Annotated in this window: 11 protein-coding genes; 2 read left to right on the forward strand and 9 right to left on the reverse strand. The window is 66.1% G+C overall.

What is annotated here, in order from left to right:
• Positions 1-26: 26 nt before the first annotated feature.
• Both HY921_00075 and HY921_00080 read left to right on the forward strand, forming a co-directional pair.
• Positions 27-1,187 (forward strand): DegT/DnrJ/EryC1/StrS aminotransferase family protein, encoded by a 1,161-nt coding sequence (locus HY921_00075; protein MBI5629267.1) that lies wholly within the window; start codon positions 27-29, stop codon positions 1,185-1,187.
• Positions 1,184-1,768 carry a sugar transferase gene (locus tag HY921_00080; protein ID MBI5629268.1) on the forward strand — a complete coding sequence of 195 codons (585 nt, stop codon included), beginning with the start codon at positions 1,184-1,186 and terminating at the stop codon, positions 1,766-1,768. The genes HY921_00075 and HY921_00080 overlap by 4 nt, the downstream gene beginning before the upstream one ends.
• Here HY921_00080 and HY921_00085 read toward each other — a convergent pair.
• Genes HY921_00085 through HY921_00125 form a run of 9 tightly spaced genes read right to left on the reverse strand, consistent with a single transcriptional unit; the run spans position 1,722 to position 15,582 of the window.
• Positions 1,722-3,089 (reverse strand): O-antigen ligase family protein, encoded by a 1,368-nt coding sequence (locus HY921_00085; protein MBI5629269.1) that lies wholly within the window; start codon positions 3,087-3,089, stop codon positions 1,722-1,724. The two genes, HY921_00080 and HY921_00085, sit on opposite strands and share 47 nt — an antisense overlap.
• A complete protein-coding gene (locus HY921_00090; GenBank protein ID MBI5629270.1) occupies positions 3,086-4,198 on the reverse strand; it encodes a glycosyltransferase in 1,113 nt (370 codons plus the stop codon). The genes HY921_00085 and HY921_00090 overlap by 4 nt, the downstream gene beginning before the upstream one ends.
• Complete coding sequence (locus HY921_00095; protein ID MBI5629271.1) at positions 4,195-6,348, reverse strand: glycosyltransferase; 2,154 nt, start codon at positions 6,346-6,348, stop codon at positions 4,195-4,197. Before HY921_00095 ends, HY921_00090 begins: the two co-directional genes overlap by 4 nt.
• An 8-nt stretch (positions 6,349-6,356) precedes the next feature.
• Positions 6,357-7,502 (reverse strand): glycosyltransferase family 4 protein, encoded by a 1,146-nt coding sequence (locus HY921_00100; protein MBI5629272.1) that lies wholly within the window; start codon positions 7,500-7,502, stop codon positions 6,357-6,359.
• Positions 7,493-8,908 carry a hypothetical protein gene (locus HY921_00105; GenBank protein MBI5629273.1) on the reverse strand — a complete coding sequence of 472 codons (1,416 nt, stop codon included), beginning with the start codon at positions 8,906-8,908 and terminating at the stop codon, positions 7,493-7,495. The genes HY921_00100 and HY921_00105 overlap by 10 nt, the downstream gene beginning before the upstream one ends.
• Positions 8,901-10,481 carry a glycosyltransferase gene (locus HY921_00110; protein MBI5629274.1) on the reverse strand — a complete coding sequence of 527 codons (1,581 nt, stop codon included), beginning with the start codon at positions 10,479-10,481 and terminating at the stop codon, positions 8,901-8,903. The genes HY921_00105 and HY921_00110 overlap by 8 nt, the downstream gene beginning before the upstream one ends.
• Positions 10,478-11,527 (reverse strand): glycosyltransferase family 4 protein, encoded by a 1,050-nt coding sequence (locus HY921_00115; GenBank protein MBI5629275.1) that lies wholly within the window; start codon positions 11,525-11,527, stop codon positions 10,478-10,480. The genes HY921_00110 and HY921_00115 overlap by 4 nt, the downstream gene beginning before the upstream one ends.
• Positions 11,524-14,583 (reverse strand): asparagine synthase (glutamine-hydrolyzing), encoded by a 3,060-nt coding sequence (asnB, locus tag HY921_00120; GenBank protein MBI5629276.1) that lies wholly within the window; start codon positions 14,581-14,583, stop codon positions 11,524-11,526. The genes HY921_00115 and asnB overlap by 4 nt, the downstream gene beginning before the upstream one ends.
• On the reverse strand, positions 14,584-15,582 hold the full coding sequence (locus tag HY921_00125; GenBank protein ID MBI5629277.1) for a polysaccharide deacetylase family protein: 999 nt from the start codon (positions 15,580-15,582) through the stop codon (positions 14,584-14,586).
• Positions 15,583-15,664 lie beyond the last annotated feature (82 nt).

Below are 15,664 nucleotides of genomic sequence, written 5' to 3' on the forward strand. Positions count from 1 at the left end.
TATTCTGGCAATATTCAAGGGGACCCTTGAGAAAGACTTTTCTTCCGTTCCACGTTCCACATGTCGCCGATGAAGAGGTCAGAGCCGTGGCTCGGGTGCTCAAATCGGGTTGGATGACCACGGGCCCCGAGGTGCGCCGCTTCGAGAGAGAATTCGCCCGCTACATCGGCGCCAAGCACGCCGTGGCGGTCAATTCAGGAACCGCCGCCCTGCATTTGGCCCTGCTGTCCTTGGGGCTCAAGGAGGGAGACGAGGTCATCGTCCCCACCATGACCTTCACGGCCACGGCCGAGGTCGCCCTCTACTTCAAGGCCAAGCCCGTGCTCGTTGACTGCAGGACGGACACCTTGAACATGGACCCGGAGCTCATCGAACGCGCCGTCACCCGCAGGACGAGAGCGGTCATCCCAGTCCATTTCGGGGGCCACCCCTGCGACATGGACCCCATCTTGGCCGTCGCCGAAAGGCGGGGCTTGGCCGTCATAGAGGACGCCGCCCACGCCCCTCCCTCCCGCTACGGCCGCAAGATGGTCGGGACCTTGGGCGACATGGGGTGCTTCTCATTCCACGCCGTCAAACCGGTGACCACCGGGGAAGGCGGGATGCTCGTCACCAATGATCCCGCGCGCGCGGCTAAGGCCCGCCTCCTGAGCCTGCACGGCATCAGCAAGGACGCCTGGAAGCGCTACAACGCGGCCGGCTCCTGGCGCTACGAGGTGATCACGGCGGGCTACAAATACAACATGACCGACATCGCGGCCGCGATCGGACTCTGCCAGCTCGCCAAATGCGAGGCTTCCTGGCGGATCCGCGAGAGCCACGCCGAGCGCTACACCCGGGCCTTCCGGGAGCTGCCCGAGATCGAGGCCCCCACCGTCCTGCCGGCAATCCAACACGCTTGGCATCTCTACGTCATACGCCTCAATCTCGAGAGACTTTCCATCTCCCGTGACGCCTTCATCGAGAGGCTGCGCGAGCTCAACATCGGGACCAGCGTCCATTTCATCCCCCTGCATCTGCAGCCCTACTACCGGAAATCCTTCCGGCTCCGCCCGGAGGATTTCCCGCGGGCCACGGCCGCCTCCAACAGAAACATATCCCTTCCCATTTATCCGGGCCTCAGGAAATCCGACGTCGAGTACGTGATCGACTCCGTAAGCCGGATCGTCAAGCAGAACCGGCGGTGATCAAGAGAGCCTTCGATCTGGCCGCCGCCCTGGTCGGCCTCGCCCTCCTTCTCCCCGTTTTCGCCCTGGTCGCGGTGCTCGTCAAGCTCGACTCCAAAGGGCCGGTGTTATTCCGCCAGGAGCGCATGGGGAAGGGCTTCAAACCCTTCATCATCTACAAGTTCAGGACCATGGCCGCGAACGCCGGAGCCTCCCTCACCTCCGGCCATGACCCCAGGATCACACGCCTGGGAGCGGCCCTGCGCCGGACCAAAATTGATGAGCTCCCCCAGCTCGTCAACGTGGTCTTGGGGCAGATGAGTCTCGTCGGCCCCCGCCCGGAGGTGCGCAAATACGCGGAGCTCTTCCGAAAGGACTACGAGGAGATACTCAAGGTCAAGCCCGGCGTCACCGACCTGGCCTCCTTCCAGTACCGCGACGAGGCCAAGGTTCTGGGGGGCCTCGACCCGGAGAAGATCTATCTGAGCCGGGTGCTCCCGGACAAGATACGCCTGGCCAAGGAATACATCCAGCGTTCCTCCTTCCTCTTCGACTTCACGCTTTTGGTGAGGACGGTGCTGTCCTTGCTCCTGCGCCGGTAGGCGCCGGCGCGGGGCTCTCGTCCCAGCGCAGCAAGGCCAAGCCCGCCGTCAAGGAGATCGCCGCGATCCTCGTGGCCGCGTGGCCCATCTCGACGATCGCCCAGCCGGCCATCATCGAGGAGAAAACCCGTGCCGGCAGGTTCGGGGCCCTGAGATAGCCCCGCATGAGCATCGCCAATAGACAGACCAGGGCCAAAACCCCGCCTAGGCCGTGCTCGGCCAGAAGCCGGGTGAACTCCGTGTGGGCCGGCAGCTCCTCCATGTAGCCGGGGTGGCGGGTCGAGGCCAGGCCGGGCCCCACCCCCAGCACCGGATTCTCCAAGAAAGTCCGTATCTCCGCCTCGGCCATTTCATAACGCCCGGTGATGGCGGTAGCGCTCAAGCGCTCCGAGAGCATGCCCTCCGTGAAGGCGTCAAGGCGCGGGATCAGGAACTTGGTCATGGCCAGGTACCCGATCCCCAGCAGGGCCAGGAACATCATGCGCTTGCGGCGCTGGGGAATGACGTGGAGGCTGGCCAGGACCACGCAGATCCCGGCGTTGTAGATACCCCCTCTCGAAAACGTGAGCAAGGTCTGCCCGGCCAGCCACAGGGCCAGGCCCAGGGCCACCGCGCGCGTGATTTTACTTCTCTCCTGCCAGGCGATGAAGAGGCAGAACACCAGCCCCAGACTCAGCACCGCCGAGACTTGGTTGGGGCCGAAGCCGCCGCTCGCCGTGAAGCTCGACTTGCCGGTGAAGACGAACTCCTCGGCCGTCATCATCCTATAGGTCCCGATGGCGGCCGTTCCCACGACGGGCCCCAGGAATATCCAGAGGAGCTTGTGCAAATCGTCCCATTGCATGCGCACTTGGGAGAAAAATACGGCGCAGACGGCCAAGGCCACCGGCCCCGAGATGTTGAAGCTGATCATGTTCCGGGTCTCGCGGGACAGGCCCATATCGGAAACCGTAACCATGATCGAGGGCAGGAGGAGCGCGAGGTACAGGATGGGCAAGAACATGTCTTTCGGCTTCTTTATGTGGCGCAGGAAAGCGATGCCCAAGAGAGCCGCCGTCGCGTACTTGCCCGATTCCCAAAAAATGACACTGCTCGCCCGGGTGGTCCGCCACAGCACTTCGCAACCCACCACGTAGGCTGCGGAATAGATAGGCCACTGCAGGCCCCGGCCGAAAAGGGCCGCCCCGAACGCCACGGCCATCGTGGCCGAGGCGTGGACCACCGCGATGCCGGAATTCTGGCGCATGAGGACGGCCAACGGAACATGGGCGGCCACGAAGGAGAGGAGCTTCCAGGGAACGGGAGGTTTCGCCTTGTTCATCGCAAGTCCAAGAGCTCCTCGTAGACGCGCTCGACTCGGCTCATCACGGCCTCGGCGCTGTAATGGCTCCGGACCCGCTCCCGAAGGCGGCAGGACAGGGTCTTTCGGGTTTCTTCCGACTCCAGCAGGGCTAAAAGAGCCCGCCCCAGCTTCTCGGGAGACTGGGGCGGCACCAGAATCCCGGCCTTCCCGCCCTCGAGAACCTCGGGACAATCCCCCACCGCGGTGCAGGCTACGGCCAAGCCCGCCGAGCCGTACTCGAGCAGAGCCAAGGGCAGCCCCTCGGCAGTCGAGCTTAGCACCCCGATGTCGCAGCGCCTAAGGATGGGAAAGACGTCCCGCCGGGGGCCCAGCACGGAAACGCTCCCCTCAAGTCCGAGCTCGCGCACCTTGGCGAGCACCCGGGCGTGATACGCCGGCTCCACCACGGAACCCACCAAGGCCAGGCGAGCCCGGGGCCGCTTCTCAAGCACGGCGGGCAGGGCCTCTATGAGGCAAAGGAGATCCTTCTCGGGCCTGAAATTGGCCACGCAAACGATTCTCTGGCCCTCCTCTCCCGGTAGGGCTTGCCCGGGAGGATCCACGGAAGGGACCGCGGCCGGTTCGCATAGAAAATTGGGAATATGCCAAATCCTCTCGGGGGGCAGGCCCAGAGGCCCCCGCGCCCAATCCGCCAGGTCCCGGCTCACGGCGATGACCCCCGAAACCCGGGAGGCGGCCAGGCGGTAGAGCCAGGGCGAGCGGCCCGCGCGCCGGGCCGGACCGAAATGATCATGCCAGAGGAGGACGGTCCGTGGCGCCAGACGGCAGGCCGAGGCCGCGATGAAGAGGGATGAACCGTGCGCGTGAAGGAGGCGTATCTCGTTGCTTCCAATGAAAGAAGCCAGTCGCCTCACGGCGCGGAGATCCCCCCGCCAGCGCCGATTCAAGGCCAGGCGTCCCACATCGGGAGAAACCAGTTCGGCCAATGGGCCCTCCCGGCGCGTGGTGCAAAGATAGGGGCGGTAGCGCTCGCGCGGCAGGCGATTGACGAGGTTGACGCTCATCCTCTCGAGCCCACCCGCCTCGAGGGTGTCCGTGACGTGCATCACTCCGATGGGAAGCCTCATGCCTTGCCCCAACTCTCCTCCAGGAGCGCCCGAATACTTTCCTTCAAATCCTCCAAGCGGTAGCGCTGGGCCCAGGCCGCGGCGCGGCGGCGCATGGGCTCGAAATCGCGGGGAGCCCGGCCCACGCCCGCGATCGCCTCGGCCAGGCCTTGGGCGTCCCCGGGCTGGACCAATATCCCGCGACCCTCCCCCAGGAGATGGGAGACAAAGCCCCGATCCGAACCGATGCAGACTAGACCGAAGGCCATGGCCTCGGCCACTGCCTTTGGCCAGCCCTCCACCTCGGAGGCTAGGACTAGCACGTCGTTGCGTTCGTAGAAGTCCAGTACGGATTCGAGAGGAACGGCGCCGAAGAAAAACACCGACTCTCCCAGGCCCTCCCTCTCGGCCAGGGCCTCGAGGGAAGGCCTCTGCACCCCATCCCCCACTATCTCGCAGCGCAAAGCGGTCCCCCCGCGCTTGAGCAAGGAGAGAGCCTCCAGGAGAACGTCCACGTTCTTCTCCGGAGCCAAACGGCCCACGTAGAGGACACGCAAAGCCTCCCCCTCGCGCGCGGCCCGGGCCGCGGCCGCGGCCCGGGCGCGCTTGATCTGCGCGGAGTTCAGCATGGAGGTGAAAAAAGGCACCACATGGGCGGGCTGGTTCGGCCACCGCCCATAAACCAAGACCGGGCCGCGCCACCACGAGGAGCCTAGGATCCACCTCTGCATTTTCCCGCTCAAACCCTCGCCGGGATAGCCGTTCCACTGCCCGGCATGCTTGGCCACCAGGCGGCGGCTGTAGAACGGGGCCAGCGCCGCTCCCAAAAGGCCCAAGTTGCTCGGGCAGCGCACATGGATGGCGTCGGCCTGGCTCATGACGCGATGCAAGGACCATAGAATGGAAGGCAAGGCCGCAGCTTTGGCCAAGAGGGAGAGCCCGCCGACTTCCCTCTGCGCGGCAACCTGGATGTTGCCGCGGCGCAATACGCTCGCCTGGGCCGGAGGAGGCTTGCGCCGCAGGGGAGCCGCGACGAGCACCCGGGGAAAAAGGTCGGCCCAGATGTCCAGCTCCCGCGCATAGGGGGCGTAGGCGTAGGTTCTCCCCTCCCATTCATAATGGCATACGTGGCTGACCACCAGCAAGGTCCGCGCTCCGGACTCCGCCGCGGGCAGCGGCGGGCGGCTCCAAAGAACTCGGACCAAGCCCCACGCCCGCCCGGCGGCCTCGGCCAGGGCTTGGCCGCGCCGCGGCCCGCGCACGGCGTCACCCAGCCGGCAGAGCAGGAGAAAAACGCTGATGAGCCACCAGCGCGCCCTGTCGAGCCAGGCAGGCTCGGGCCAGCGCGTGCGCCAGACCCGCCAGCCGTTGCGCGTCACCATCTCGCCATACCTGAAAGCCCGGGGCCGCCCAGAACCTGCGTGATGATGGGCCAGGCGCGCCCTCGTGCATTGGAAAAGCCGCCCGTCGGCGGACGCGCGCAGACATAGGTCCAAGTCCTCGTAAAGGCCATAACCCTCGAGATAGGGAGAGAATCGGTGCTTTTCGAAGATTTCCCGGCGCCAGGCGCTGGCCCCCCCCATCACGAACTCGACCTCGTAGTCCTCGCCGTCGGGAGGCAGGTAGGACACGGGACGCCCGTGCCCGGAAGGAGGGAGCCAACCCGGGTTCTCCCATGGGACCAGCCCCAGCGCGGCCCGAAGGCGCCAGCGGTAATCCTCACGGCGCTCCCAGGAGCCGCGGCGGTAGACCGCCCATGACCGGGAGGAGGCGGGATCCGCCCGCCGCCAGGCTTCCTCGTTGGTGATATAGCCCCCCGCGGCCGCGGCCTCGGGATGGCGGGTAAAACAAGCCAGCAGCTCCCGGCAATAGCCGGGCTCCGGGATGGTGTCGTCATCGAGAAAAGCGATGATGGCGCCTCCGGCCAGTCCGATCCCGAGGTTTCTTTGGCGCGTTAGGCCCCGCTCCTCGGGACCCGCGCGGCGATACTCCAAGCCCGGAAGCCCGCCGGAAATCATGACTTCGCGCGCCACGCGCTCGCTCGCATCATCGAGGGACGCGTCCACGACGAGGGTCTGGTCCGGAGGCCGGTCCTGGAGCGCGAGAGCCTCGAGAAGATTCTTCAGGGGCCCGGGGCGCTGGTAGGTGCAGATGACTAGAGATAGTTCCACGGCCGTTCTCAGGGCGAGCCCCCCTTTCCGCCGGCCAGCGCGGCCTCGTACCAGCGCAAGCTCTTCTCCACCATGCCCTCGATGGAGAAGGCCGCCTCGACCCGAAGGCGGGCGGCTTGGCCAAGGCGCCTAGCCCTGCCGGGCTCCTTCAGGAGCCCGGCCACGGCCCGGGCGTACTCCTCGTGGTCGGCGGGATCGGCCAAAAGCCCGGAGGCGCCGTGCTCGATCACCTCGGAGCCCCAGCCCAGGCTCGAGGCGACCACGGCCTTGCCGCAGGCCATGGCCTCCAGCCAAGCCATGGGCAAGGCCTCGGCCCGGGACGGGAAGAGGCAAAGACTGGCCCGATTCAGCAAGGCCCTCACGTTCTCGTACGGCTGAGGGCCCAGGTAAGAAATTCTCTCCCGAGCCGGCGGCGATAGCGCCGCCTGGCAGAGCGCCCAGGTCGAGCCCGCGCCGGTCCGGCGGTCGGCGGCGTCGCGCCCGGCCAAGACCAGCCGCGCCTCCGGGCGAAGCTCGACGACCCTCGAGAATATCCGGCAGAGGTCCAAGACCCCCTTCTTGCGCACGATAGTCCCCAGGTACAGCAGGAGGCCCGGCTCGCAGCCTGCGGAGTCCGGACGGAATTGCGCCGCGTCCACGCCGTTGTGGATGACCTCGATGGGCCGCGCGAGCCCAAACAAGCGCGCCGTGGCCTCGGCCGTAAAGCGGCTCACCGCCGCGAGAGCATCAGCACCCTTGAGCGCCCAAGACTCGGCCCAGCGCAGGCCGGCCCGGGAGGGCTCGCCCAGAAGATCGGCGAAATAGGCCGAGGTCCCGTGACAGCGCACGAGCAGGGGACACTCGAGGCGGATTCCCGCCGAAATTCCGCACCAGTCATGGGCCTCGGCCAGGTTTAGGCCTTCCTCGCGGACCATCCGGTTGAGTTCAGCCCGCGCGCGCCAACGGTTCATGAACCAGCCGGTCTTGGGAAGAGCCGCCTGCGCCAGGACGCGGACGGCCACGCCCTCGTCAGCGAAAGCTGATTTTTCCCCCCAGCTCAGGACGGTCACTCGGTGCCCCCGGCGCACGAGCCCGCGGGCGAGGCTCCTCACGCTGGTCCCGATGCCGCCGTGGGGAAGCGGCGGGTATTCCGCGGTCAAGAAGGCTACGTGCATCGCCCGGAGCCCTCCGCGATTCGCCGCAAAGCCTCGCAGCAGCGGCGGCTGGCCTGGTCCAGGGGATGCAGGGCTGTTTTGTTTTTCCATGCCTCCCTTGCCGAGGCCTTCTCTTCGGGATGGGAAAGAGCGTGCATCACGATTTCTCCCAAACCGCGGCTCGACCGGGCCCAATGCACGGGATCGAATTCATGGACACAGCGAAAATGAGGCAGGCGGTAGATGTCATGGATGCTGCGCTGGCCCGGAACCCACCCCGGGGGATCATAGGCCAGGTACACGGCGGGCTTTCCCAAAATCGCGAAGTCCAAGGCCATGGTCGAGGCCACGTTGACCACCGCGTCGCAGTGCGCCGCCACGTTGGCCAAGAGGGCCGAGTCCTCCGTCGTGGGCGCGCGCTGGGACCAATCGCCCTCCGAAACCATCGCCCAGCGCGGCTCGCAGACCGCGATCTCGGGGTGGCGGCTCAAAACTCCCTGGTAGCGCCTGCCGTCGTCCGTGGGACAGCGGCGAAAGAGTATCTGCGGGCGCTTCTCCTCCGGAACTGCTTGCAGGGCCTCGGCCAAATCCTCCAAGTAGATAGGATCGTGCGGGGACGTCGCCAAGTCATCTCCGGAAAAGCACACCGTGGGCCGGCCGGGGTCGAGACCCAGGCCGCGCAGGAAGGGCTCACGGGGCGTTATTAAGGAAAGGTCGAAGTAAGGCTCGAATTGGGGGGTGCCCACGACATGGACGCGCTCCGGCGCCACCTCGGGATAATAAATCAACAGCTCCTGCCTCATCCACGGACTCCAAACCAGGAAGTGATCCGCGCGGACCGCCATGCGCCCCTTGGGGAGGTTATCCCACGAGTAGATGAAGGTGGCGGTGGGAATCCCCATTCCTCGCGCGGCCACGAGGGCCGGCACGGCGCGGCTCGACCTCTGGTGCGCGCAAAGGACCACGCTCGGCTTGACTTGGGCGAGAAAGGATTCGAACTCCCCAATGTGGACCGAGGCCGAGACGACGCGGGCATGCCAGAGTTCGAGCAGAGCCATCCGCCGCGGCCCGGCGCACCAGCGGCCCAGGACCTTGGCCAGGCGGGCGATCCAAAGGTCGGCAGGATCCTGGTCCGGGACCGTCATCTGGTTCAAGATGAACCTCGTGCCCTCTTCCCGCTTCCAGTAGAGCTGGGCGCAGCCCTTGGCAAGGCGGAGCAGGCGCTCGGTCAAGCTCTCGCGCCAGAAGGGAAGGGGCTGGTAGGAAATCCCCCGCGGAGCGCTCTTCTCGTAGGGCCGGATCGCCTCCTCCGGAAGGCCGTGCCAGACCGCCACCTCCCCCGAGCGCAGCAAAAGCCCCGGAAATCCCGAGCAGAGGAAATTGCGCATCCCCGGGCCGTCCGGGATGACGAGGAGGAACTTACTCATAGCGCGGCCCCCTCGCTTTCAAGGCCTGCGCGAATCGCATACTCTCCCGTATCCGCAAGAGGACCCACGGCGTGGCCAGGAGGCGCGGGACAAGCATGAGGCATCGGACGGCGAAGGACTCCCCGGGCTTGGCGTAGCTCGGCCACCAGGACCTAGCTAGATAAATATAAAGCCACTCCCGAAGCTGCTCGTGGGTGTAGTGCTTCAGGAACCCGTACATGATGGTGGGGCTCGGGCGGGGAGATATCCAGCCGACCTGGCGCTCGAGCTCCCAAGGCTGGCGCCGGCGGGCCTTGCCCTTGAGCTCCAATTGCCCCTGCCACCAGCGAAACCCGCCGGCGGCGGGCTTTAAGTGCAGATCGGCGCTGCGGGGATTGCGCAGGAGAACGGCGCCTTTCTCCACCAGGCAATGCCCGAAATCCTGGTCCTCTCCGTAGCCCCCGTCGAAATTGACGTCGTTGCCCGCGCAGCGCAGGACCCATTCGCGGCGCACGCAGGAGTTGGCGTTATTGAAGGTCGCCGCCGCCCCGGCCGCGCCCCGGCGCAAGGCGGGATCAGAGAGCTTGCGCGCCAAGTCCTCCAAGCCCTGCTCGGGGTGGTCGGCCCGGATGTCGAGCCCCACCGCGCCGTCGGCCTTGTAGGTTTCGAGGAGCCGCACGTGGTTTTCCACGAAGTCGGGAGGAATCCGGATGTCATCGTCCCCGAAAACGATGACGTCTCCGGTGCAGGCCGCGATGGCCTCGTTGCGGGCCCGGCAGGAGCCCAGGGATTTCTGCCAGAGCACCACCAGGGGAAGCTTGGCCTTGAAAAGCTCGTAGAGCCCGGCCTCGCGCTCGAGCTCAGGAGTCGCGTCCATGACCACGATCTGGCCGGGAAGAAAGGTCTGCCGGGTGTAGTCCGACAGGAGATTGGCCATGCAGCGGGGCCGGCTCAAGGTGGGTATGATGACCGAGACCGACGGGCGGCTCTCGGGCAGTGGGCGCAGCGGCCGCGCGGGAAGGTCCCGGTCGTACAGAGCGGGAACGGCTCGAGCGCGGGCCTCGGCGCGCCTAAGGGCGCGCCACTGCGAGAGCGGCGCCCGGCGCCTGGCCGACTCGCGCGCCAGGACCCACATTCGGTACTGGCGCTTGAAATGCCTGATGAAAAATAGGTACAGATCCTCTCGAGGAATTTCATTTTTTTCTTTCGTTCGCGGATGAGCCCCGAAAAGCCCCGGGACGTGGAGCGGCACCCCCCCGCGCCGCAGAAGGCGAAAACCCAGATCCAAGGCCCGCGCCGCGTCGCTCGCGTAGCCGGGATCGGCTCCTCCCAAAGCTCGCCAAGCCGAGGCCCGTACCACGAAACCCCCCGGATCCAGGCGCCAGGAAACCCCTCTGACGACGGGATCCACATCGTTGAGATAGAACCAATAAACGGGCGACCAATAACGCAGCTCCCCCAAAAGGCCGCCGGCCCCGCGCTGAAGCCCGCTGTGCCACAAGTCTCCCGGACCCTCCGAGAGCCCCCCCAGGAGAGCCGCGTCGGGATTTCCGACGGCAAGCAGCTCCGTGCCCGGCACGGGACGCGGATTCACGAGAATATCTCCCGCGCCCTCCGGGAAAACGCCGGAAAGGCGAAATCCCGGGCGCGGAGCGCGCAGGCCCGCGACAGGGAGTTAAGCCTCGCCGCGTCCGCGGCCAGGCGGGACGTCGCTTCGGCGCATTCCTCGAGGCTTTCCCACAGCACGCCCTGCCCCGGCCCCACGATTTCCGGCTGGCCGCCGCGATTGATCACCACGGGCACGCAGCCCGCGCTCATGGCCTCCACCGTGGAGATGCCGAAATGCTCCATGCCCTCCGGCCTTTCCTCGGGATCCACTCCCGCGCCGACCGCGTGCCAGAACACCGAGGAAACAGAATAGAGCTCCTCGAGCTCCGGCCGGCCGGCATCCCAATGGAATTTGACGGGCAGGCCCTTTGCCTCCTCGGACACGAGGGCCGCGTAGGCCTTGTCCTGCACGAACCCGGCCAGATGAAGCTCCCAATCCTTGAGGCCGGAGGAGCAAAGCTCGCGAAAAATAGAGACAAGCTCCCTCTGTCTCTTGGAGCGCCCGCCCTCGAGAAAGCGCCCCACTCCCAGGATATACGGCCTCTTGGGCCCGGGCTCAACGGGGCTTACGGCCGGATGGAGAACCTCGGCCCGGCGGCCCCAGAGCCTCTCGATCCAGCGCGCGGTGTAGCTGGAATTGGCGATGACGCCACGGTAGCTCGAAAGCCTTGCTCGGTCGTCCCAAGGCACCGATTTTTGGAAGGGAAATTCGCAGAGAAGATAGGCTCTCGCGCAGAGAGACAGCCTGGGCACGCGCGAGGATTGAAGAACCACGAGGTCGTAGGCCCTGTCCGAAAAAGCGGCCTTAAGCTCCCCCCAGACCCAGGCCTCGGAGCGCCGCGGCTCGGGCCGAAAGGCCGGACGGCCGCCTTGCTCCGGCAAGACCCGCGAGAGCTCCGTCGCGCCGAGCCCGTTCGGACTGTAGCAATCCACTTCGTGCCGCTCCACGAGCGCGGCGGCCAAGGCCGAGAGGTAAACGAGGCTCCCCCCTTGGCGGGCCGAGGTCGAGTTCCCGAAGAGCGCGACCCTCATTTCCAGAAATCCGCTATTTTGCGCAGGGGATACTCTCCCAGATGGCGCCTCTTGAAGCTGTAGAGCTCGCGCGCCGTCCTCTCCGCGATCCTCTCCAGCCGGCTCATGGGGGCGGGAAAGCCGAAATCCGCAGGCCGGGCCGGGTGCCGCTCGCAAAAGGGGACGTAATCGGCCATGAAATCGGCGAAGGCCTCGGCGCGTTCGTGGAACGCGTCCTCCCCGTAGTGCTCGAGCAGGAAGTCCGCGCGGCGCCGGCCCCCCTGCGGGGGGTATGCTTGAACCGCCTTGAGTATCCGGCAGGCGTCCCAATCGGCCGAATGGGACTCAAGGCGGAAGGCGTTGACCTCCGGGTCCACGAAATCGGCCATGCCTCCGCGCAGGTTGCTGAACACCGCGCAGCCGCAGACCATGGCCTCCAAGGCCTGGGTTCCGAAGCCCTCCATCATGCGCCAGCCCGTGGAGGAGTAATCGGTGCGCTGGGGGGCGTAGGCGTAAAGATACACTTTCGCGCGGTTGAAAAGCTCGAAAAGGCGCTCCCTGTCGAGGAATTCATCCAAGACCTCCACCCGGCAGCGCGCCTTGAGCCTCGGGACCAGCTCCTTGAAGATGTAGCCCGGCTGCTTGCGGCAGACCACCAGCACGTCAATGTCCCGCGGCCGGCCGGCGTCGCGGCAATGCGGCTCCAAGACCGGGGGCATGTAGAAGGCGGGGTTGGCGGGCCAATTTTCCTGGGCGTGGGTCATGAGGTAGCGGCTGTTGCAGAGGATGGGCATGTCCGGCTCCAAATGCACGTTGAAGTCAATTCCCTTGTGATAGTACACGAGCGGAGCCTTGCCGTGGTAGCAGCGCACGTGAGCGGCCACGTCCTGGCCCCAAAGAAGCACCATGACGTACCGGTCCCGGATGAGCCGCTCCTCGGCCTCGGGCAGGAACCACGTTCCCTCCTCCTTGGCCTTGTACGACACGAAGCGCACCTCCGCGTGCCGGGCCAGAAGCCGGCCGAACCTCACGGTGTTGAGGTAGCCTCCGCCCAGGGCCGGGGGCTTGACCACCGTGGGCAGCAGTATCGCGAAGCGCGCGGACGCCCGAACCGCCGCGCTCGGCGGGGAATTCGGCCTCGCGGACGCGAAGGATTTCTCGGCGTTCTCGCTGGCGAAGAGCAGACTGAAGAATCTCCAGGCAAGCTGCTCGTCTATCTGGCCGCTCTCCCAGAGCTTCGCGTAGCCCGGCACGTCCACGAACGAGGAGGCCCAGGAGGCTCCCTCCATGAGGCGCTTGAACTCGGCCTTGTGCTCCGGCCATTGATTGGCGCAGGGAACGTAAAAGCCCCGCTTTTCCTTGGACCAAGCCACATCCTCCGGGAGCCGCGAGGCGAAGGCGCTGCGCAGCAGGTGCTTGGTCGCCCCGCCCCGGAACATGAAGGAGGGGTCGAGGCTCAGGGCCCACTCCACCAGGCGGTGATCGAGGTACGGGAGCCTGGTCTCGATGCCGCTTCCCATGGAGTTGCGATCCTCGTCCTTGAGCAGTCCGGGAAGGCTCGCCTGGAATATTTGGCTGGCATGGTACGCCGGCCAATCCTGGGACAGGCGCAGCTCCCTTTCATAAGGCTCGAGGCAGTGGCTTGCCCAAGCGTCCCGGGAAAGCCAGCGCAGGACGCGGCGATGCTTGTAGGATTTCCCGCGGGACATGAGGAGGTCGCTTCCCAAATCGCCCAAGAGGCCGGGCCAGGACCCGTATTGCCGGGTTTTGAGCTCCTTGAGCCACGGCCAGGCTTGAAAAACCTTCCCCCGCCTCAAGAGCCAGGCCGCGTAGACCCTGATGTACCAGGGGTAGCCCGCGAAAAGCTCGTCGGCGCCCTGACCGCTCAAAAGCACCTTGAAGCCGGCGGCGGAGGCCTGCCGCATGAAGCGGTATTGGCTGAACACTCCGTCGAATTTGAGAGGCTCGTCCTGGGAGCGCAGAAACTCCAGGAAATCCCCGTAGGAGTTGAGTTGGGACGTCGAAAAGAACTCGTGCGCGACCTCCGGATAGGCGCTCAAGGTCTGGCGAACGCGCTTGCCCTCGCTGAAGCGCTCCTCATGATGGGCCGCCGAAAGCGCGCGCAACTCGCCCACGCCGCCGGCCTTGCGCACGTCCACGCTCGCGGCAAGCAAGCTTGCCGAATCCACCCCGCCGCTCAAGGCGACCCCGACCGGAACGTCGGAGCGGAATCTCAAGCGGACTGAGTCGAAGAGGAGTTCGCGCAGGGACTCCTCGGCCCTCTCGGGCTTGCGGTCGAAGGAAACCTCCGGCGCCCAATAGCGCTCGATGCGCGGCGTTTGCCCCGGACTCCACAGCAAAATGGAGGCCGCGGGAAGCTGCCAAATTCCCTCGAAGAGCGACTCGTCCTCCTTGGGAAGCGCCCCCAGGGCGAGGAAGCGCGCGGCCACGTCCCGACGGACGGCCGGCTCCACGGCCCGGACGGCCCAGAAAGCCTTGATCTCCGAGGCGAAGACGAGGCTCTCAGCCGAAGGACGGCAGTAATAGAAGGGCTTCTTTCCGAGACGATCCCGCGCCGCGAAGAGGGTTTTCTTGCGGCCGTCCCAAACGGCGAAAGCGAAGAACCCGTTGAAGCGCGACACGCAGGCCGGTCCCCAGGCCAGGTAGCTCTTAAGGAGAACCTCCGTGTCGCCCCGGCTGCGGAATTTCCAGCCGGCGCTGACAAGCTCCGAACGAAGCTCGATGTAGTTGTAGATCTCCCCATTGAAGACCAGGGCCACTCCCTCTTCCTCCGCCATGGGCTGGCGGCTGTCGCGCGTCAGGTCCAAAATGCTGAGCCGAGCATGCCCAAGCGCCACGTCCTTGGGCGAGAAGCCACGCCAGAACTCCTCCGACATGTTGCCCGGGGCCCATGGGGGAGCCGACAGGTCGGGGCAGAGCTCGCTTGCGGCCCGGCCGCTCCAATCGGAGGACCAGGCCCCCCAGTCGTCGGGGCCGCGGTGGCGAAGGCTCTGGAGGGCGTCCTTGACGCCCAGCGCCGAGAGCTCGAGGCCTAAAGCTCCGAAAATGCCGCACATTCAGGCGCTCTTCCAGCTTCGGCGGGGAATCCGTTCGAAGAGCTCCTCGGCCGGCCACGAGCAGGATTTGCCGCCGGGCATGTCGTTGCCGTCGAAGCGCGCCAGGAACAGCGGGTCCTCGAGGGATGGGTTGCCGGCCCGCTCCATGGTGAAGGCCAGCTCCACGCCCGCCCGCCGCGCCGAGCCTGGGGCCGGCCCCGCGCAGGCCTCCCGGGAGCCGTAGGGATAGCTCAAGGCGTAGGGCCGAGCGCCGGACAGGGCCTCGAGCCGCTCCAGAGAACTGGAAATCTGCAGGTCGGCCTCCTCTCGGGAAAGAAGCCCCAGGGGCACGTGGTCGTAGGCGTGGCTGCCGAGGCAATCGCCGGCCGCGAGCGTCTCCAGCCGGGCCCGGTCCATGTAAAGCCCGCGGCTCAACGCGGCCTCCTCCCCCTTGAAGCGCTCGGCGAAGAGCTCATCTATGATCCGGGCCACCAAAGGCCTTGGCAGCAAGATGTTAAGAAGATACTTGGTTTGCGCCGAAGTCGGGTCGTCGTATGGATATAACCTGGCCGCGCCAGCGGCCAGGTGCTGCCGCTCCTTTGGCAATGGGTTCGATCCGCCGTCATGGGCGCGAGCGCCTTCTTCTATTTTCTTGATGAATTCATCAGGCTTCATACTGGAGCGCAGGATGTGTATTTTATGGACGAGCATGACGGTCCCGCGCTCCAGGGGAGCCGGGTTGACGAAAAAGGCCGCGGGGATCCCCATGTCTTGGAGGACCGGCCGGGCGTGGTCGAATTGCTCCCTGAGCCCGTCGTCGAAGGTGACCAGGATGGCGCGCTCGGGAAGGCCCGCCCCGCCCGAAACGGCAGCTCTAAGCCGCCCCAAGCCTATGAACTCTCCGGCGCGCGAAAGGAGCTCCAGGCGCGAGCGGAACTCCTCCGGGGTCACGCCGTGTATCCCCGGGTGCGGGGCGTCGAAGCGCGGCCGGATATAGTGGTAATTGACGGCAATGAGCATGATTTTATCGTCGCGAATCGTTGATACCAGGTCCCCCACCCTTTGTCAAGACCAGCCACCGCGCCGCGACGCGGCGGAGCAT

Source organism: Elusimicrobiota bacterium (assembly GCA_016218575.1).
In the GTDB taxonomy this organism is placed as follows: domain Bacteria; phylum Elusimicrobiota; class Elusimicrobia; order UBA1565; family UBA9628; genus JACRDN01.

Coding starts and splice junctions, on each gene's coding strand:
- HY921_00085 (MBI5629269.1), bottom strand. CDS start 3,089: ATGAACAAGGCGAAACCTCCCGTTCCCTGGAAGCTCCTCTCCTTCGTG.
- HY921_00090 (MBI5629270.1), bottom strand. CDS start 4,198: ATGAGGCTTCCCATCGGAGTGATGCACGTCACGGACACCCTCGAGGCG.
- HY921_00100 (MBI5629272.1), bottom strand. CDS start 7,502: ATGCACGTAGCCTTCTTGACCGCGGAATACCCGCCGCTTCCCCACGGC.
- HY921_00105 (MBI5629273.1), bottom strand. CDS start 8,908: ATGAGTAAGTTCCTCCTCGTCATCCCGGACGGCCCGGGGATGCGCAAT.
- HY921_00115 (MBI5629275.1), bottom strand. CDS start 11,527: ATGAGGGTCGCGCTCTTCGGGAACTCGACCTCGGCCCGCCAAGGGGGG.
- asnB (MBI5629276.1), bottom strand. CDS start 14,583: ATGTGCGGCATTTTCGGAGCTTTAGGCCTCGAGCTCTCGGCGCTGGGC.
- HY921_00125 (MBI5629277.1), bottom strand. CDS start 15,582: ATGCTCATTGCCGTCAATTACCACTATATCCGGCCGCGCTTCGACGCC.